The following is a 17,459-nucleotide window of genomic DNA, read 5'->3' on the forward strand; positions in this document are numbered from 1 at the left end:
TAAATTACCCCTTTATTTTTGCCCGATACTATTATCGGGCTTTTTATTGTCTTTGCCGCAGGGCACCCCCTTCTTCATCAATAGATTCCTTAAAATCAATAACTTATTGAAATACATATCAATAAAAAGTAATAATACATTTTTCAGAACCATAAATATAAAATATAATGACACCGTAATTAATATTTTGAAATAATCTAAATGATTTAGTTACATTTATTTTTAAACAGTAAAAACCCACCCTGAAATAGTATTGAGCCCGTAACCCGGAGGGGGTTGCGTATATTCATTAAAAAAATACATTCAAGGGAATATATAATGAAAAGAAAAGTTCTGGCAGTTCTCGTCCCTGTTTTGTTGAGCGCTGGCGCGGTAAATGCGGCTGAAATCTACAACAAGGACGGCAATAAATTCGATCTTTACGGAAAAATGGTCGGAAAGCGCATCTGGAACAATACCGACGATAGCAACAGCGAAAACTTTGATGACTCCTACGCCCGTTTCGGCATTAAAGGCGAAACACAAATCAACAACGACCTGACCGGTTTCGGTCAGTTTGAGTACAACATGGGTGCCAGCGCCCCGGAAGGCGAACAGGATGAGAGTAGCCGTCTGGCGTTCGCAGGTCTGAGATTCGGTGACTACGGTTCGTTTGACTATGGCCGCAACTACGGTGTGGCTTACGACGCCGGGGCGTACACCGATATGCTCGTGGAATGGGGTGGCGATTCCTGGGTTCACACCGATAACTTTATGACTGGCCGTACCACCGGCGTGGCGACTTATCGCAACACGGACTTCTTCGGCGCGGTTGAAGGGCTGGATTTTGCGCTGCAGTACCAGGGTAAAAACCACGATAGCCAGGTGAAAAAAGCCAACGGTGACGGTTACAGCACCTCCCTCGCCTACAACTTCGATGGCTTTGGCTTCGTCGGCGTCTACGGCAAGTCTGACCGTACCAACAAACAGTCCCTGGACGGCTTTGGCGATACCGCTGAAGTCTGGTCGCTGGTCGCGAAGTATGATGCCAACAACCTCTACGCTGCGGTGATGTACGGTGAAACCCGCAACATGACCTATGTGAGCAATAAAGGTTTTGCCAACAAAACGCAGAACGTTGAAGCCGTGGTGCAGTACCAGTTTGACTTTGGCCTGCGTCCCTCCCTGGGCTACGTCTACTCCACAGGCAAAGATCTGGGTGAACGCAACGGCGTTCGCGGCGTGAATGCCGACCTCGTGAACTATGTTGAACTGGGTACCTGGTACTACTTCAACAAGAACATGAACGTCTACACTGCGTATAAATTCAACCTGCTGGATGATGATGACGCGGCCCGTACCGGCATGCCTGCTGACGACCAGTTCGCGCTGGGTATCGTTTACCAGTTCTGATTGTCCGGCAAGACTCTGTAAGCCCGCTACGAAGCGGGCTTTTTGCTTTTTAACCGCCACCAGATTTACATAGCTTTAACAAATTAGCGCCATCAGCCATAATGCCCACTTTCTGTATGTCCTGGAGTTTCAATGCGCGATTTGCCGCCCCTCCCTCCTACGCGCAAGCGCCCAATGAAACTGAACACCCTGGTCACGCTGATGGTCTACAGCGTGACGGGCGCGATCCTGCTGGTGATTTTTGTCCTCTATTTTGCGCAAATCACCCGGGCTACGCGCGATGGCGTGCGGGATACCGCCCTGGCGGTCGCCAGAACCCTGGCTGATAGCCCGGAGGTGATCCGCGGCTTGTCCCTGCCCCCGGACAGTAACATCATCGAGCCTGTCGCCCGGGCGGTGATGCAGCGCAACAATCTGCTGTTTGCCGTTGTCACCGACATGCGGGGGATCCGCTATTCGCATCCCAACAGCGCCCTGCTCGGCAAAGCCTTTATTGGGGACGACCTTCGGCCTGCGCTGGAAGATAAAGAGAATGTTGCTGTCAACCACGGGGTACTCGACGAGGCGCTGCGGGTGTTTACGCCTGTCTATAACGCACAGCATCAGCAGATTGGCGTGGTTGCGGTGGGGATCTCCCTGATTAAAGTAGAGCAGCAGATCGCCCGCAACCGCTGGGATGCCATCTGGCTGGTGCTGTTCAGCGCCCTGATGGGCGCGCTCGGCGCATGGGGGCTGGTGCGGATGCTGAAGCGCGTGCTGTTTGGCCTCGAACCGTATCAAATTTCAGCCTTGCTGGAGCAGCGCCAGGCGATGCTGCAATCCCTTCGCGAGGGCGTGATCGCGGTGGATCAGCAGGGGCATGTGACGATGATAAACCATGCTGCCCGGCAGATCCTGAATGCCAGCGCCAGCAATCATACCCTGCACGAGGCGCCGCTGCTGGCGAACCTGCGCGAGGTATTACAAACCGGGCTGCCGCGTCAGGATCAGGAGATCAACTGTCACGGCCGGCTGTTGCTCTGCAACACCCTGCCCGTCAAAAGCGAGAATCAGCTGATGGGCGCCATCACCACCTTCCGTGATAAGACCGAGATCAGCCAGCTGTTGCAGAGGCTGGACGGGATGGTGAGTTATCTGGATGTGCTGCGCAGCCATTCCCATGAGTTTATGAACAAGCTGCATGTGATCCTCGGGCTACTGCATATGAAGCACTATGCCAAACTGGAAGAGTACGTCCTGTTGACCGCCAATGCCTGGCAGAGCGACGTCGGCACGCTGCAGCGCAACGTGAAATCGCCGGTGGTGGCTGGTTTTCTGCTGAGTAAGATCAGCCGCGCCAGAGAGCTGGGATTTAGCCTGACGCTTTCGGATGCCAGCCTGGTGCCGGATAACCCAAATGAACAGCAGGTCGCGGGGCTGATCACCGTGCTCGGTAATCTGATCGAGAATGCGCTGGATGCGATGGCCGCGCAGTCCGAGGGGGAAATCAGCCTCCTCCTGCACTATCAGCAGGGCTGGCTTAGTGCCGAAGTGAGTGACGACGGGCCGGGCATCGCCCCCGACCATCTGCAGGCCATTTTTAACAAAGGATTTTCCACCAAAGGGGAAAACCGGGGGGTGGGGCTATTCCTCGCCCGCCAGCAAATCGAAAACCTGGGCGGGGAGATCGCCGTAGAATCTGAGCCGGGCGTATTTACCCAGTTTTTTGTTCAGCTCCCCTGGGACAGTGAAAGGAAAAGCGCGTGATACATGTTTTGATTGTTGATGATGATGCCATGGTGGCCGATCTTAACCGCCAGTACGTAAACCGGGTCGACGGTTTTTGCTGCTGCGGCATTGCCACGTCGCTGGCAGAGGCCGGGGCCGTGCTGAACGCCCCCGCCCGGCAGGTCGATCTGATCCTGCTGGATGTCTACATGCAGCGTGACAATGGCCTGAGCCTGCTGCCGGTTATCCGGGCATCCGGCCGTGACACCGATGTCATCATGATCACCTCGGCTTCCGATGCCGCGACTATTCAGACCGCCATGCATTACGGGGTGGTGGACTATTTGATCAAACCGTTCCAGTTCCCGCGCTTCGAAGAGGCGTTGAACGGCTGGCGTGAGAAAAAAGCCCTGATGGGATCGCATCAGTATCATGACCAGGCCGATGTTGACCGGCTGCTGCGCGGCGGCGCGCCAGGGCTGGCGGACAGTCGACGCCTGCCGAAAGGGCTCACCCCGCAGACGCTGCGCACGCTGTGCCTGTGGATTGACGCCCATCCGGGGACGGAATTTTCGACCGACGATCTGGCTAGCGCAGTCAATATTTCCCGGGTGTCCTGCCGCAAATACCTGATTTGGCTGGCCCAGGTCAACATTCTGCACACCAGCATTCACTATGGTGCCACCGGCCGGCCCGTGTATCGCTATCGTCTGCGCCCGGAGCAGGTTGCCCTGCTTCGGCAATATTGCCACCAGGAGTAACGCCCGCAATACAACCTCTTCAGGTAAACATCCTGATTTAGTTCACATATATTGTTTTGAAGCGGTAAAGGGCTGTTACTTCCCGTAAGTGGAATGATAAGGTACCCAGCGCACAGGATGTCTGACGAGAAAGCTAGCAGGAAGACTGACTGAAGAGATGAAGTGGCGGAGAGAGGGGGATTTGAACCCCCGGTAGAGTTGCCCCTACTCTGGTTTTCGAGACCAGTCCGTTCAGCCGCTCCGGCATCTCTCCGTTTTGATGGTTGCCATCATGCCGGGTAATTTGGCATTTTAACAGACCATAACCGGTCAATTTTGTTCAAGTGACGAGTTTGCGAGCAAAGCGATGATTAAGTGGCCCTGGAAATCGAATGAATCCGCCCGAAGCGCGGCGCTGCCGTGGGAAGAGGCGCTGGCGATCCCCGTCCTGTCCACTTTATCGGATGAGGATAAATCGCGTCTGGTGCAGCTTGCCGTGCGATTCCTACAGCAAAAACGCCTGGTCCCGCTGCAGGGTTTTGAACTCGACGATCGCAAGAGCACCCGCATTGCCCTGCTCTTCTGCCTGCCGGTTCTGGAACTGGGTATCGAATGGCTGGACGGTTTCCATGAAGTGCTGATCTACCCGGCGCCGTTTGTGGTAGACGACGAATGGGAGGACGACATTGGGCTGGTGCACAGTCAGCGAATGGTGCAGTCCGGTCAAAGCTGGCAGCAGGGACCGATCATTCTTAACTGGCTGGACATTCAGGACTCGTTCGACGCCTCCGGTTTTAACCTCATCATTCATGAAGTGGCGCATAAGCTGGACACCCGCAACGGCGATCGCGCCAGCGGCGTCCCGTTTATCCCCCTGCGTGAAGTGGCGGGCTGGGAACACGATTTGCACGCTGCGATGAACAACATCCAGGATGAGATCGATCTGGTGGGCGAAAGCGCAGCCAGCATTGATGCCTATGCTGCCACCGATCCTGCTGAGTGCTTTGCGGTGTTATCAGAATATTTCTTCAGCGCACCCGAGCTTTTCGCCCCCCGCTTCCCGGCGCTTTGGCAGCGTTTTTGTCAGTTTTACCAGCAGGACCCGCTGCAGCGGTTACGTGAAAATGACGGCCAGGGCGATGATCCTGCCACGCAAGTACACTAAATCAGCACTCTGAGGCTTAATTAATCAATTGAATCAGCGCGTTGAATTTAGTGTTGACACAAACTAGCGGGGCCATTAACATGCGCCTCGTTCACACGATTCCTCTGTAGTTCAGTCGGTAGAACGGCGGACTGTTAATCCGTATGTCACTGGTTCGAGTCCAGTCAGAGGAGCCATATTTAAGAAGCCCGCTTAAGGAAACTTAAGCGGGCTTTTTGCTATTTTGGATATTTCTAAGCACGACATCAGGTTAACAAAGCACCCAACTTCGCAAGTACCTCATTCATTACGCTATCCGGCACACGCTCCAACTTTATGCCATGCCGTGCTCCCATATCTATGGTACGAGGCTGATCGCAGCGAATCACGCCCCTGGTTTTTGAGCCCGCTTCATCCAGGGATACGGCAAAACCCGCAGTACGGGCAAACTTGCCGCCGGTGGTGACAGGAACCACAACAGGCAGGCGGGTGAGATGATTGAACGCAGCCTTCGACACGATAAGCACCGGACGTTTTCCGCTTTGCTCATGCCCGGCAATAGGATCAAGTGAAACGAGCCAGATTTCCCCTCTATCCATTTACAGGAGCTCCTTGCCTGCAGCTGGCGCATCAACCCATTCTCGATCTTCTTCACTGAGTTCGGCCTGCGGATCGCACTGCGCCAGCAGTTCAGCAAGTGAATAATGCGGGCGTTTTTGCGGTTCAACTATCAGGCAGCCGTTGTCGATAGTGACGCCGACCTCGCTGTCTGGTTGCAGGTCGAGCGTTTTCAAAATCGCTGGAGGGACTGCCAGCATGACAGAGCCACCCACTTTTTTCAGACGTGTTATGTACATAAAACTCCTCCAGATATTATATTTAAATATAACATTGGAATTTAATGATGTACATTTTCCAGGCAGAATCAGGTTTTACAAGAAATGCGAAAACGCTTCAGAGAAAAACCCCGCGATGCGGGGTTGGTTGGCCTAAATCTGGTAGTCAATCGCCACTTCTTCCGGCTCCATGACCTGGCGTTTGATCTCATCCACCGAGAGCCCGGCGTTGCAGAGTTCGATAAAGCGCCAGACATAGTTGCGCTGCAGCTGGCCGCGCTTAAGCCCGAGCCAGACGGTATTGGCATCAAACAGATGACGGGTATCAAGGCGCACCAGGCTCCCCTGCTCGCGCTCGCCGCCGGACTGTTCCGCCACCAGCCCAATCCCCAGCCCCAGCTCGACGTAGGTGCGGATCACGTCGGAATCCTGCGCGCTGAGCACCACATCCGGCGTCAGGCCTTTGCGGTTAAAGGCCTCATCAATACGGGAACGCCCGGTAATGCCCTGACGATAGGTAATGAGCGGCCATTTGGCGATAGCGTCCAGCGTCAGCGGGGAGACCTGGGTCAGCGGATGGTCGACCGGCAGCAGCAGGCTGTGATGCCAGCGGAACCACGGGAATGCGGCCAGCAGCGGGTCGTTGCTTAAGCGCTCGCTGGCGATGCCGATATCCGCACCGCCGTTTTGCAGCAGGACTTCAATCTCCTGAGGCGTGCCCTGGATCAGTTCCAGACGCACGTCCGGGAACAGCTCGCGGAACGCCTTTATCACCGGCGGCAGGCTGTAGCGGGCCTGAGTGTGAGTGGTGGCGATGGTCAATACACCGGAGGCATCATTGGTAAAGAGATCGGCCAGCCGACGCACGTTGCTGGCTTCATTGAGAATGCGTTCGGCAATGGTCAATAGCGCCTTGCCGGGTTCGGTCATCCCCAGCAGGCGCTTGCCACGACGAATGAAGATCTCAATGCCCAACTCTTCCTCCAGCTCGCGGATATGACGGCTGACGCCCGACTGGGAGGTATAGAGCATGTTGGCGACCTCGGTCAGGTTGTAATCCCGACGGGCCGCCTCACGAATAATTTTAAGTTGCTGGAAATTCACGGTTCACTCCGGCGCATCTGACATAACGCTATTGTTAGAGTGTGCTCGTCGTGAGAACAAATAATAAAAACCCGCAACTTATACCTTTATGGAATATCAGCTGACCAATTGTAGCTCACGGTTCTCCAGCGATGGACGACTTACCAGCGACATCAGGATCTCTTTTACCGCCTGCGCCTGCGGTGACAGCGCGCCGCGTGCAGAGACGTTCAGCGACAGCGGCAGGCTCATTGACGGCGAGGAGATCCTTGCCATCCAGCCGTTTGCGGCGCTGGAGAGCGATCGGGCTGCCGATTCAGGCAGGACAGTCACGCCCATCCCGCTGGCGATAGCGGCGGTCAGCGTGGAGATAGAGTCAATCTCACCAATGATTTTGGCCGTCAGACGGCGCAGGGAGAAAGCTTCATCGACGCGTAACCGCACGGCGCTGTAATCGCGAGGCAGAAACAGATTCATCTCGGCCACCGCGGTCAAATCCACGCTCTGCCCCGGGCAGTCGCGCGTTCCCACCAGGAATAGATCTTCCTTCAGCAGCGGCTGGCTGGTGATCCCCGCCACGGGCGAGCGATCGTAGAGCACCGCCATATCCAGTTGCCCACCGAGCAATTTATCGTTCAGCGCTGAACCGCTGTTCTCGTGCAAATAGACCAGCACCTCCGGCAGCTCCGCGCGCACCGCCTGCAGCAGCGGCATGGTGACTGACGAGGCTGCCGTGCCCGGTGCCAGTCCGATCGACACCTGCCCGCTCAGCGTCTGCCCGACATTACCCACCGCCAGCTGCGCCTGTTCGCACTGGCGCAGAATGGTACGTGCGTGGGTGTAGAGGATCTTGCCCGCTTCGGTAGGAGTCACGCCGCGTTTCGTGCGGATCAACAGCTGCTGATCCAGCTCACCTTCCAGAGTGGCCACCTGCTGGCTCAGTGCCGGCTGTGCGATATGCAACACCTCAGCGGCCTGGGTCAGGCTGCCGATATCGACGATTTTTACGAAGTATTTCAGTCGTCTTAAGTTCATTTTGCCCCCTGTACGAAATGCGTTGCCGGTTCCGGCGCGAATGTACTGAGGGTTTTGCAAGATGCTTGCCAGTTTTGCGAAGAGGTCCGATATGTGCGCTAAGCGGCGGAAAATAAGGAAATCTAATCACTGCCGTCGGTTTCAAACATGAAACAGCGGTTTATGATCTGCCCCATTCGGGGTATAGGCGCACCAAAAACGTGCAATTCGTTGCTGAAACCGCCACCTTGCTGATTTTGTCAGCAAACGATCCACCCAGGTGGGATCACCCTTTGACAAGTGCAGGTGACGCCGCTAATATTCGCCCCGTTCACACGATTCCTCTGTAGTTCAGTCGGTAGAACGGCGGACTGTTAATCCGTATGTCACTGGTTCGAGTCCAGTCAGAGGAGCCATATTTAAGAAGCCCGCTTAAGGAAACTTAAGCGGGCTTTTTGCTTTTACATTACGCGTTTACCCATCCTTTAATCTTGTCCCCTGATTGTGATGCAAGAGTCAGACACCGCTCTTTGGATAGGGAAAGGCCGCAGGTTCAGGCAATTCGGGATCAACATAAGTGCGTAATGCAGCATCGGTTATGGCGTAGCCCCAATTAATTAACCTCTCCTGCAGTTCATCATCCAGTTTCTTTAAACGCGTCGCGATAGTAGCCAGCTCCTGAACACGTTCCGGCGTACAATGCAGGTTCAGCGCTCGCCTGGCATAATGATCATATTCCGCACCGATCCCCCAGTAAGCCCCCTTGCGTTTTGCGGGATCGTCAGGCAGGGCCTGATAGCTTGCAATGAGCGTGCGTTTTCGCAAGCTACGTACCTGATTATCAATGATATCAAGAATACGATAAGCATGACGTGCCCAGTCTTTTTTAGGCTCTTCCTCCGGTTTTATTTTGGCCCCCGCATCACTGACCAGTACCGTCTCGTAACGTTTCCAGACCGTCTCCAGGCCCAGGTTGTCATAAACGCCGCCATCTGCCAGTACGACATCAGATGTATAGGGGAACCGCTGCAAATCATCGCCCGAACCGGATTTAAAGGAGGCTGGAGAAAGTCCAATAGTAAGCGGTGATAACACAGGCGGAAATGCGGAGGAAGCGGCAACTGCGCTGGCTAGCGAGAATTCAGGATTCTCAATACGGCCAACCCGATAGTCTCCCATATAGGGCCTGGAAAAACGCCACAGTATGCCGGATTGCACATTCGTTGCATTAATAATAAAACGCGGCGTGACGGGCAGGTTCTGCAATGTTGCACCATGAAACAGGTACTTGTCGTACGCAGCAGCGATTTGCTCGCCAATGGTACCAGGCAGCAGCAGTCCCGTCAGGATTGCTTCAGCATCGAGGGTCCGTCGGGCAAGATCTCTTATCGGAATAATTATCCGGGCTTCGAATGACGCTCGCTCGCCATCAAACGGGAGATGCCTCCAGGCCAGCGCCAGAACTGCACTGGTGATTGATCCTCCTGAAACGCTAGAAATACGTTGCAGGGAGTAAAGATGACCCGTTTCATAAAGCCGAAGCAAACTTCCCGCATGAAAAAGCATGGCCCGGTAGCCACCACCTGACAGGCACAGACCGCCGCCGGGTTGTATTAAAAGCGGCACCTGCTCCGGCTGTTTATGGACGGCAGGATTAACGGGTTCGACAGTGTCTGTATTCGCATCGCCAACGTCCGCATGATCGTCCATGATCGCGAACGCTGCGTCGCCGTCCATCGCGATCGGTTGCTGCTCCAGAGCGAGTACGGCGGGATCCTGCGCATTGATGAGTTTCCCGGCAGCGTCAAATCTTGCGGCCATCAGATAAGCGGCTTCAGTCTTCGTATAGGCGGGATCCCAGTGCGTATTTTCAGGCACATGGCAATGACCAAAATGCCCGCCTTTTGCCCATGCCTCGGTGCTACGCACATGTCCCCCCGGATCTTTGCCATTCCGGGCTGGTTTGGGGAGGCCAGCAGGCCAAACTAAAGGAATATGATGCGTTTCTTCGAGCCAACGGCACAGACGAGCAAGATTCTTCATCGCCGCCTTGTTCTTTGTCTTCCCGGCAAAACCTACAACTTCAATCTGTAATGCACGATCCCGGTTGGTCTCTACCCCACCGGCCGCATTTCGTAATGAGCGCGCCGCCACGTCAGTATCAATGTGCTGATAGATTTTGTTGGCATCAACGGTGAAGTGCGGATCGGATCGATGAGCCTTAAACGCAGCAAATGCACCTTCAGCGCTTCCACCTTCTGTCGTGTGATGAACAATTTTGAATATACCTCCCGTATATTTTCCACTGCTACCGGTGATGGTACGCTGTTCAGCAAATGGGCAAAATGCCATGATCTTTCTCCTCTCAAAGAGTGCCAAGTTCAACATTAGCTATATACGCGCTGCGATATGCTCCCAATTTCGCGTTCAGTTGTGATTGCAGCGTTTTCATTGCGTAAGCATCAATAGAAAGCACGCCTGCGCGTTGGCGCAATGAGGCCTGACCTTTTTGCAGTTTAAAAAACAGAACCTGCGTCAAGGTATTATCCGCTCGAAGAGAAAAAGCCATTGCACTTGCTGTGAGACCTTGATTCGGTCTGGAATATATACAGGTGAACTGGAAACGGCCAATATTGTCATGTCGACTTTGTTGATTAAAAAGGGTGATGAATGGCGCATGGTTGGTCATGCTACGCAATCCATTCAATACAGCGAGAACAGCTTCTACTGCTCCGGCTACAGGGCTTAAAAAAGAAGTAATCACGCCAATTATCGCCTGATGAACGTCGAGCGTATCTCCCTCATAATGAAGCTCCATACTTTCTTTTTCCTCAATAACCCAGCCAAGTACCGCCAGATTGGTGAAATAGGCATCAAAGAACTTCAGCGGATCAGGATCCGCGTTAACGCTTTTCGCCGCGGCGAGCTGTGCAAAAAGGGACGAGTCTGTAATGGCCTGCCGCAATTCCGCCTCTACCCCAGCCATGAAAGAAACAACATTTGAGCCGACAACCAGCGACTGTTTGCTGGATGTTTTTAAATCCGGCATTCCCATTCCTTTATCAATACCGAACAGCTCGGGTTTTGAGGGTAAAGAGGCATTCACAATAAAACGCTGTGCATACTCTTGATCGAAGACCATGATGTCTACTCCGTTGCGTTATACACGGTGTACTCAAGGTAGAGTTCGCAGGAACTCAGCCGATTATCGAAATGCGGGTAAAGCGTATCTGTTGGGTCATCGTTACGAAAAACTCGCCCTTTCGTTGCTGCCAGAAGAGCATTATTTAACCGCGCGTCTGGCATATGCCATCCCTTAACACCCTGTTGCTTGCCAAAAGCCTCATCCGTAGAGATTGCCGCGACCAGATCGGGGTGAGTCATCAGGCCAAGGCCTCTCTCCTTGATCGTGGCGTTATCGCTGCCATGATGCGAAACCTTGTAAAATCGCACGCGGCTAAGAATGTCAGCCGCAGTAAGCTCCTGATGTCCATAAAGGTATGATTGGTCGTGCCACGATAACCAGTTACCTACCTGAGCATCCCCCGGGAAAAGCATAAAGGTTCCGTCAGGTAGCTCAAAAGCCAGGACAAGGCTGGTATTATTGGTATCAGCGTCGAGCTTGAGGGCCAGTTGACCCGCTGCGCCCATCCAGTCCGAATCAATCGTTCGGCGCGACAGATCGCATCCGTCTTCGGATGTCTGAGCGAAATAGTGTTCTTTGAACCAGAGAAAGGTACTCCAGTCGCTGCCTGTAGATGCCTCATTCAACGCATGCACCTGCTCAACATGGAAACGATTGAAACGGTTGGCGAAAGGCTGGTCGTTATCCGGATCGAGAGGCGTATTGTCAACAATTCGGAACAGCCTTTCCTCTAACGCCTGATTATCGAAATAGGTCTCTTTTGCTGTACCTGACGGCTTGTCCTTTTTCAGTCGAGAAATATTACGTGGTGGCCCCAGCACATAGGTTTTCATTCCTCCCGGCGCGGTAACCACCTGACCGGGCGTCAGGAATGCCTTACTTACCGCCTCGGTTTTTAATTTAGCGATAATCTCCCGGCTTTGAAGGCGTCGTGGTGCGGTAGTTCTGGCGGCCAGCCCGTTATCCGCCCTTTCTTGCTCAACCGGTTTTACCAAAGGACCTAAAAAGGCATCAAGCCCGGAAAGCGCAATTTGCCTGTCAGCCGCCAGTGGTGAGGGATTCAGACCCTCCGCAGCCTTTTGGATCATTTCAGAAAGAGCGGCTAATGAAAGTGTGCGTCGGTCCCGCTCCTGACGTAACTGATTGGCTAAGGCATCATTATCATCCTCGGTCCAGGCCATCCAGAGTTGCTGGATCGCCAGACCGCTAAAAATAATATCCTGCGCCTGTGAAAAGCCTGAGAGATGATCCCAGTGTTCATGGGTTATCACTAACAGATCCAAAGTCCCTTTTTGCGTTATCTTGCCCTCATCATCGAATTTTCCCCCGGTCATAATGACGATATCAGTCGCGATTTTCCGCATTCGCTCATGGGCTTGTGTCGTGCCCATCAGAACGCCAAAATCGATCAATATATGCGCAGGGGGATTAGGTTCGTTCGCCACCCTAATGAGAAAGCAATCGCCCAGATAACCGCAATAATCACTACCCTCACCGCCTAATGCGCGATACATGCGAACCGTTATTGTTGGTTGCGCCATCATAGCCCCCTGTGCAGGAAGGCGAATGGCTCGCAGTTCGCATGTGAATATAACCCAGGTGCCAGCCCCAGGGTTTGCCCCGTCCTGAATGCCCGCTGAACCGCCAACCTTTTGTTGTCGCAAATATTCTTTCTAATGATGCGGATTAATTTTCCATCTCGCAGGTCGATGTGTATCGTCGCACCGCCGCGGAACCAGAAATCAGGATCCCGAGTTAAAAGTGCGATATTCCCCGCATCCGCTTTCTCCTGATCGGCCGGATCATCAAATCCACGCCGTTTCTGGGTGATCTGTATGATAAGTTGATGCGTCTCTTGACCTTCCGGCCCAACACGACGCGCAATACGTGCAGAATGAACCTCGAAAGTGGGGACGTTAGAAAATTCACCATTCTGTGTTGCTCTCCCCGTCCACAGGGTAGCAACAAGGGGGACGGGCGACTTACGTATAGGATTATCGAAAGCAATGAGCCGCATACCCAACAGCTTTTCCCATCCTTCGTCAAACGGGCTATCCTGCTCGAACCAGGCGTGAATGCGTGCCTGATTGCGCTGGATTGATAACATTGCGGCTTCCCGGAGATTACGTCTCCCGCCGCCCGTCGCTCCCGGCTCCCCTGGCTTGATCGAACCTGATAATTCGAGTGTATTCAGCAGCCCGGAGAAAACATTACTCAACCCCACTTCAGGGCTACGACCCCTGGAACCAAATTCGGGAGCTTCCGTAAGATCAGGTTCATCCCATAACAGACTCTCAGGTGCCATCGAAATGCAGCCAGGCACAGTTATGCCTCGTTTTTTAAAGGCTTCAACGAAAGCAATGCGATAGCGCATTGGATCATGCGCCACCAGATCGGTATCAGCCGTAATAATTGCGCGTAAATATTCGCCAAAATGTAAATCGACGGGCGGAATATAGTCCAAGGCACGCACACACATACGTAGCACTTGATCCGCAGCTTTTGCTGCTTCAATGGCAAGGCGATTAACCAATTCCGTTGGGAGATAATCCTGGTTTGAGGCGGCCCCAGAGAACGCCAGGCGAAAAAGGTCGGCGGTCCTTTGCTCATAAATCGTGACGAAGGCATCGAAGATAGCAGCAACGAGAAACCCGCCCCGCTCATGCGACTCAAAGGTTTCAGACAATTTTTTGAGCGGGCTGAGAGCGGTATGCTCTCCTCCTTCAGTCGCTGTCGCAGAGGTACTCAAGTATTGCAGCGCATAACGTAAAGCACCGTGACAACCCGTTGCATGACCGAACTGAAGCGCAAGTCCGTTTAATAATCCAGGTTCACGTAGCGAACCTTTATTCTGCGCCAACTGGTGCCGGACGACGTTTGTCATGCTGAAATGCTGTAGTAATGCGATGATATCTGCGAAGGCTTCATGAAAAGCCAGAGAGTCCAGATTGGAGGCTTCAATCGAACGCTGTTGCATGCCATGGAGAATGGCATGTGTGGTCTCATGAGCAATGATATCCTGCGAAAGGCAGGTAAAAACCCAGGAGCAGGAGGCGACATCGCCTTCCGGGTGCTTAAAGTATCCAAATAATAAAGCCCGCTTAGTGGGGCTGTAATAGGCATTCATTTCACGCAGAGCATGGGGATAAATACGTAGCCGTCGCGTAAAATTACGTTCCGGTGAGGATTTCGGTGCGTTACGATCGCCCGCCCACAAAACAAGGCGTCCTAGCGCACGCTCGAAATTACGTATAGTTCGCATTGCAACGGCGAATACCATCTGCTGATGGTACTGCGGGTTGCCTTCGGAAGGGGGTAATCCATCCTGTGCCAGCAAAAAAGGATCATTGAGATCGGTTGGAGTGTAAAAGAGTCCTGAGCTGGGATCGTAATCAATTACTTCAAGATAATCATTGATGGGGCCGTTTTCTAACTGATCCTCCCAACGGGTTTCCCAGGGAAGCTCAATAACCGTATTGTTAATAACCGCGGTTTTAAGCTCCACGGAAGATTGTGGATCGAAAGCATAAACATTGAGTCGCCGCACAGGGGGTTTTGGCAGCGGGGAGATCGGCTGGTAACTTTTCATCGTATCTCTTCTCACTGATGTGGTAGAGGAATACTTGCGATGCCGTCAGTTCCAACAGCTGACAAACAACCTGCAATATCTCAACGCTAAAAATGACGTAATGAGAGTGGCCCACCGATTTAAGGTGAGAAAGAGGAGCCAACGGTAATTCTGAATAATAGATATCCGTCAGCTATACGCCGTAATCAATATGTATGAATTCTTAATCGTGCCTGGAAATAGGCAATCGTGGGTACAAGCGCGGCATGAGTCGCCTGAATTCAGGCGACGACTCAGCGAGTACTCCTATAGCAGTGGTGCACTCCGGGCTCCCCAACTGATATTCACCGGCATTCCCGACCGGCGCTCCAGCGCCTCGCTAACGCGCACGGCGTCCACATCCCCACCGTTAATCTGCGCGCGTAATCCTGGCGTCATCGGCAGCGGCACTTTATTCGTCGATTCAAACTCTGCACGATTACGCGACAGCGGTTCGTGGACTTCCACCCAGCGACTGCCGTCCGGCTCGGTGGTGACTTTCACCGGCTGATCGATCAGCTGGACACGGGTTCCGACCGGGACATTATCGAACAGATACTTAATATCGTCGTTCCGCAGACGAATACAGCCCTGGCTGACGCGCAGCCCGATGCCAAAGTTCGCATTGGTGCCATGAATGGCATACAGCCTGCCGATATAGAGAGCATACAGCCCCATCGGGTTGTCCGGGCCCGCGGGAACAAATGCGGGCAGGGTCTTGCCCTCTTTGGCGTAGGCGCGACGGGTGTTTGGCGTTGGCGACCAGGTTGGCCCGTCCTGCTTACGCTCGACGGCAGTGACCCAGTTACGCGGCGTTTCCCGTCCGGCCTCGCCTATGCCGATAGGGAAGATCTCAACGGTATTGCCCTCTTTGGGGTAGTAGTACAGGCGCATTTCCGCCACGTTCACCACAATCCCCTCCCGCACGGTCGGCGGTAAGATGATCTGCTGTGGGACGATCAGCTGCGAGCCTGATTTAGGTAAAAACGGATCGGCTCCCGGGTTGGCCTCCAGCATATTGCTCAGCCCCTGCCCGTACTGCGCCGCAAAGGCTTCGAGCGGCAACCTGTTGTCAGCCGGAACGGTGATCGTCTGTGGGCTTCCCACCAGACGACTGCCTTCAGGCGGCAACGGGTAGCTCACCGCCAGCGCGCTCTGACTGACCAGTAATGCTGCAAAACAGCCCAAAATAGTACTACGACGCATCATTCCCTTCCTCTGTCGCTCCACGTATCAGACAAGCATAGCCTTGTTGCTGCGTTTATCGCCAGATAACAAATCATCATGTCGATAAATATCACCCGTTTAGCTCACTCGGGGATAAAAACGTTTTCACCTGCCCGCTGTCGGGGTAGTCTCATACCCGTCGCTATTTTCAGGCGACCGCAATGTGAGTGATCTTCTTCCTATACCAATAAAAAAATAACGTCAGACAGGACCACTATGGACACCACCCTCGCATCCTCGTCCCCCGACGGGGCAACACCATCGCTAAATCGTGCGCGCCGCGCGGCCCTCGGCAGTTTTGCCGGTGCGGTAGTCGACTGGTACGATTTTCTGCTGTACGGCATTACCGCCGCGCTGGTCTTTAACCGCGAATTTTTCCCGCAGATTAGCCCGGCAATGGGTACGCTCGCTGCCTTTGCCACCTTTGGCGTCGGCTTTCTGTTCCGCCCGCTCGGCGGGGTGATCTTTGGCCATTTTGGCGACAAGCTGGGGCGCAAACGGATGCTGATGCTGACGGTGTGGATGATGGGCATCGCCACCGCGCTGATTGGTATCCTGCCCTCCTTTGCTACGATTGGCTGGTGGGCACCGGTTCTGCTGGTCACCCTGCGCGCCGTTCAGGGCTTCGCCGTCGGCGGCGAATGGGGCGGCGCAGCGCTGCTGTCGGTGGAAAGCGCCCCGGCACGAAAAAAAGCGTTCTACAGCAGCGGCGTGCAGGTGGGATATGGCGTTGGCCTGCTGCTCTCCACCGGGCTGGTGTCGCTGATCAGCACGCTTACCACCGACGAGCAGTTCCTGAGCTGGGGCTGGCGGATCCCGTTCCTGTTCAGCATCGTGCTGGTGCTGGGTGCTTTATGGGTGCGTAAGGGGATGGACGAGTCCGCCGAATTCGAGCAGCAGCGTCAGCAGCCCGCTGAGAAGCGCCGCCTGCCGGTGATGGACGCGTTGATCCGCCATCCGGGCGCCTTTTTAAAAATCATCGCCCTGCGCCTGTGCGAGTTGCTGACCATGTACATCGTCACGGCCTTTGCCCTGAGCTACTCCACCCAGAATCTCGGCCTGCCCCGCGAGCTGTTCCTCAATATTGGTCTGCTGGTGGGCGGTATCAGCTGCCTGACCATCCCCTGTTTCGCCTGGCTGGCGGACCGCTTTGGCCGCCGCCGGGTCTATATCACCGGTGCGCTCACCGGCGCCCTGAGCACTTTCCCGTTCTTTATGGCGCTCGAAGCCCAGTCGATAGTCTGGATTGTGGTATTCGCTATCCTGCTGGCGAATATCGCCCATGACATGGTGGTCTGCGTCCAGCAGCCGATGTTCACCGAGATGTTTGGCGCGAGCTACCGCTACAGCGGCGCGGGCGTTGGCTATCAGGTAGCGAGCGTGGTGGGCGGCGGGTTTACGCCATTTATCGCCGCCGCGCTGGTGACCTTCTCCGGCGGCGACTGGCACAGCGTGGCGATCTATCTGCTGGCCGGTTGTCTGCTCTCTGCCGCCACGGCCCTGCTGATGAAACAGGCTTCATCCTGATACTTTAGTTTCACATCCAGGTGACATACTATCGGTG

At 54.2% G+C, this 17,459-nt stretch carries 14 protein-coding genes and 3 tRNA genes; 7 read left to right on the forward strand and 10 right to left on the reverse strand.

Annotated features, from left to right (window positions below; translation table 11 throughout):
• The first annotated feature begins 318 nt into the window (after nucleotides 1–318).
• The 3 genes from GNG27_RS15005 to dcuR all read left to right on the forward strand — a co-directional run bounded on the left by GNG27_RS15005 (nucleotide 319) and on the right by dcuR (nucleotide 3,860).
• Nucleotides 319–1,392, forward strand: coding sequence for a porin (locus GNG27_RS15005; protein ID WP_156264162.1), 1,074 nt, complete (start codon nucleotides 319–321; stop codon nucleotides 1,390–1,392).
• 132 nt (nucleotides 1,393–1,524) lie between these two features.
• Complete coding sequence (locus GNG27_RS15010) at nucleotides 1,525–3,138, forward strand: sensor histidine kinase (RefSeq protein WP_156264163.1); 1,614 nt, start codon at nucleotides 1,525–1,527, stop codon at nucleotides 3,136–3,138.
• Complete coding sequence (gene dcuR / locus GNG27_RS15015) at nucleotides 3,135–3,860, forward strand: two-component system response regulator DcuR (protein WP_156264164.1); 726 nt, start codon at nucleotides 3,135–3,137, stop codon at nucleotides 3,858–3,860. The genes GNG27_RS15010 and dcuR overlap by 4 nt, the downstream gene beginning before the upstream one ends.
• Nucleotides 3,861–4,023: 163 nt before the next feature.
• On the opposite strand, the gene GNG27_RS15020 is transcribed toward dcuR, so the two are convergent.
• A tRNA-Ser gene (locus GNG27_RS15020) sits at nucleotides 4,024–4,113 on the reverse strand.
• Nucleotides 4,114–4,206: 93 nt separating this feature from the next.
• Here GNG27_RS15020 and mtfA point away from each other — a divergent pair.
• Nucleotides 4,207–5,004 carry a DgsA anti-repressor MtfA gene (mtfA, locus tag GNG27_RS15025; RefSeq protein WP_156264165.1) on the forward strand — a complete coding sequence of 266 codons (798 nt, stop codon included), beginning with the start codon at nucleotides 4,207–4,209 and terminating at the stop codon, nucleotides 5,002–5,004.
• A 100-nt stretch (nucleotides 5,005–5,104) separates the two neighbouring features.
• Nucleotides 5,105–5,180, forward strand: a tRNA-Asn gene (locus tag GNG27_RS15030).
• Nucleotides 5,181–5,249: 69 nt separating this feature from the next.
• Here the strand turns inward: GNG27_RS15030 and GNG27_RS15035 are convergent.
• From GNG27_RS15035 to nac, 4 genes are all read right to left on the reverse strand, one after another.
• Nucleotides 5,250–5,582: a type II toxin-antitoxin system PemK/MazF family toxin gene (locus GNG27_RS15035; RefSeq protein ID WP_142486330.1), complete on the reverse strand. Its 333-nt coding sequence runs from the start codon at nucleotides 5,580–5,582 to the stop codon at nucleotides 5,250–5,252.
• Nucleotides 5,583–5,840: an antitoxin gene (locus GNG27_RS15040; protein ID WP_142486331.1), complete on the reverse strand. Its 258-nt coding sequence runs from the start codon at nucleotides 5,838–5,840 to the stop codon at nucleotides 5,583–5,585.
• A 132-nt stretch (nucleotides 5,841–5,972) separates the two neighbouring features.
• On the reverse strand, nucleotides 5,973–6,923 hold the full coding sequence (cbl, locus tag GNG27_RS15045; RefSeq protein ID WP_142486332.1) for an HTH-type transcriptional regulator Cbl: 951 nt from the start codon (nucleotides 6,921–6,923) through the stop codon (nucleotides 5,973–5,975).
• A 96-nt stretch (nucleotides 6,924–7,019) separates the two neighbouring features.
• Nucleotides 7,020–7,937 (reverse strand): nitrogen assimilation transcriptional regulator NAC, encoded by a 918-nt coding sequence (gene nac / locus GNG27_RS15050; protein ID WP_142486333.1) that lies wholly within the window; start codon nucleotides 7,935–7,937, stop codon nucleotides 7,020–7,022.
• Between the two features lie 319 nt (nucleotides 7,938–8,256).
• On the opposite strand from nac, the gene GNG27_RS15055 reads away from it, so the two are divergent.
• Nucleotides 8,257–8,332: transfer RNA gene (locus GNG27_RS15055), tRNA-Asn, on the forward strand.
• Between the two features lie 100 nt (nucleotides 8,333–8,432).
• On the opposite strand, the gene GNG27_RS15060 is transcribed toward GNG27_RS15055, so the two are convergent.
• From GNG27_RS15060 to ldtA, 5 genes are all read right to left on the reverse strand, one after another.
• Nucleotides 8,433–10,268, reverse strand: coding sequence for a patatin-like phospholipase family protein (locus tag GNG27_RS15060; protein ID WP_156264166.1), 1,836 nt, complete (start codon nucleotides 10,266–10,268; stop codon nucleotides 8,433–8,435).
• Nucleotides 10,269–10,281: 13 nt separating this feature from the next.
• Nucleotides 10,282–11,058 (reverse strand): hypothetical protein, encoded by a 777-nt coding sequence (locus GNG27_RS15065; RefSeq protein ID WP_156264167.1) that lies wholly within the window; start codon nucleotides 11,056–11,058, stop codon nucleotides 10,282–10,284.
• A gap of 5 nt (nucleotides 11,059–11,063) precedes the next feature.
• On the reverse strand, nucleotides 11,064–12,602 hold the full coding sequence (locus tag GNG27_RS15070) for a hypothetical protein (RefSeq protein WP_197090530.1): 1,539 nt from the start codon (nucleotides 12,600–12,602) through the stop codon (nucleotides 11,064–11,066).
• Complete coding sequence (locus GNG27_RS15075; protein WP_156264169.1) at nucleotides 12,602–14,650, reverse strand: hypothetical protein; 2,049 nt, start codon at nucleotides 14,648–14,650, stop codon at nucleotides 12,602–12,604. Before GNG27_RS15075 ends, GNG27_RS15070 begins: the two co-directional genes overlap by 1 nt.
• A 285-nt stretch (nucleotides 14,651–14,935) precedes the next feature.
• Nucleotides 14,936–15,877, reverse strand: a complete 942-nt coding sequence (gene ldtA / locus GNG27_RS15080; protein ID WP_156264170.1) for a L,D-transpeptidase — start codon at nucleotides 15,875–15,877, stop codon at nucleotides 14,936–14,938.
• 234 nt (nucleotides 15,878–16,111) lie between these two features.
• Between ldtA and shiA the strand changes: the two genes are divergently transcribed.
• Nucleotides 16,112–17,422, forward strand: coding sequence for a shikimate transporter (gene shiA, locus GNG27_RS15085; RefSeq protein WP_142486339.1), 1,311 nt, complete (start codon nucleotides 16,112–16,114; stop codon nucleotides 17,420–17,422).
• Nucleotides 17,423–17,459 lie beyond the last annotated feature (37 nt).

Origin of the sequence: Leclercia sp. 119287, from assembly GCF_009734485.1 — a bacterium.
In the GTDB taxonomy this organism is placed as follows: Bacteria; Pseudomonadota; Gammaproteobacteria; order Enterobacterales; family Enterobacteriaceae; genus Enterobacter; species Enterobacter adecarboxylatus_C.

Excerpts from the sequence above, each read along its gene's own strand:
- GNG27_RS15005 (WP_156264162.1), top strand. The coding sequence starts at position 319 with ATGAAAAGAAAAGTTCTGGCAGTTCTCGTCCCTGTTTTGTTGAGCGCT.
- GNG27_RS15010 (WP_156264163.1), top strand. The coding sequence starts at position 1,525 with ATGCGCGATTTGCCGCCCCTCCCTCCTACGCGCAAGCGCCCAATGAAA.
- mtfA (WP_156264165.1), top strand. The coding sequence starts at position 4,207 with ATGATTAAGTGGCCCTGGAAATCGAATGAATCCGCCCGAAGCGCGGCG.
- GNG27_RS15035 (WP_142486330.1), bottom strand. The coding sequence starts at position 5,582 with ATGGATAGAGGGGAAATCTGGCTCGTTTCACTTGATCCTATTGCCGGG.
- GNG27_RS15040 (WP_142486331.1), bottom strand. The coding sequence starts at position 5,840 with ATGTACATAACACGTCTGAAAAAAGTGGGTGGCTCTGTCATGCTGGCA.
- nac (WP_142486333.1), bottom strand. The coding sequence starts at position 7,937 with ATGAACTTAAGACGACTGAAATACTTCGTAAAAATCGTCGATATCGGC.
- GNG27_RS15060 (WP_156264166.1), bottom strand. The coding sequence starts at position 10,268 with ATGGCATTTTGCCCATTTGCTGAACAGCGTACCATCACCGGTAGCAGT.
- GNG27_RS15065 (WP_156264167.1), bottom strand. The coding sequence starts at position 11,058 with ATGGTCTTCGATCAAGAGTATGCACAGCGTTTTATTGTGAATGCCTCT.
- GNG27_RS15070 (WP_197090530.1), bottom strand. The coding sequence starts at position 12,602 with ATGGCGCAACCAACAATAACGGTTCGCATGTATCGCGCATTAGGCGGT.
- GNG27_RS15075 (WP_156264169.1), bottom strand. The coding sequence starts at position 14,650 with ATGAAAAGTTACCAGCCGATCTCCCCGCTGCCAAAACCCCCTGTGCGG.
- ldtA (WP_156264170.1), bottom strand. The coding sequence starts at position 15,877 with ATGATGCGTCGTAGTACTATTTTGGGCTGTTTTGCAGCATTACTGGTC.
- shiA (WP_142486339.1), top strand. The coding sequence starts at position 16,112 with ATGGACACCACCCTCGCATCCTCGTCCCCCGACGGGGCAACACCATCG.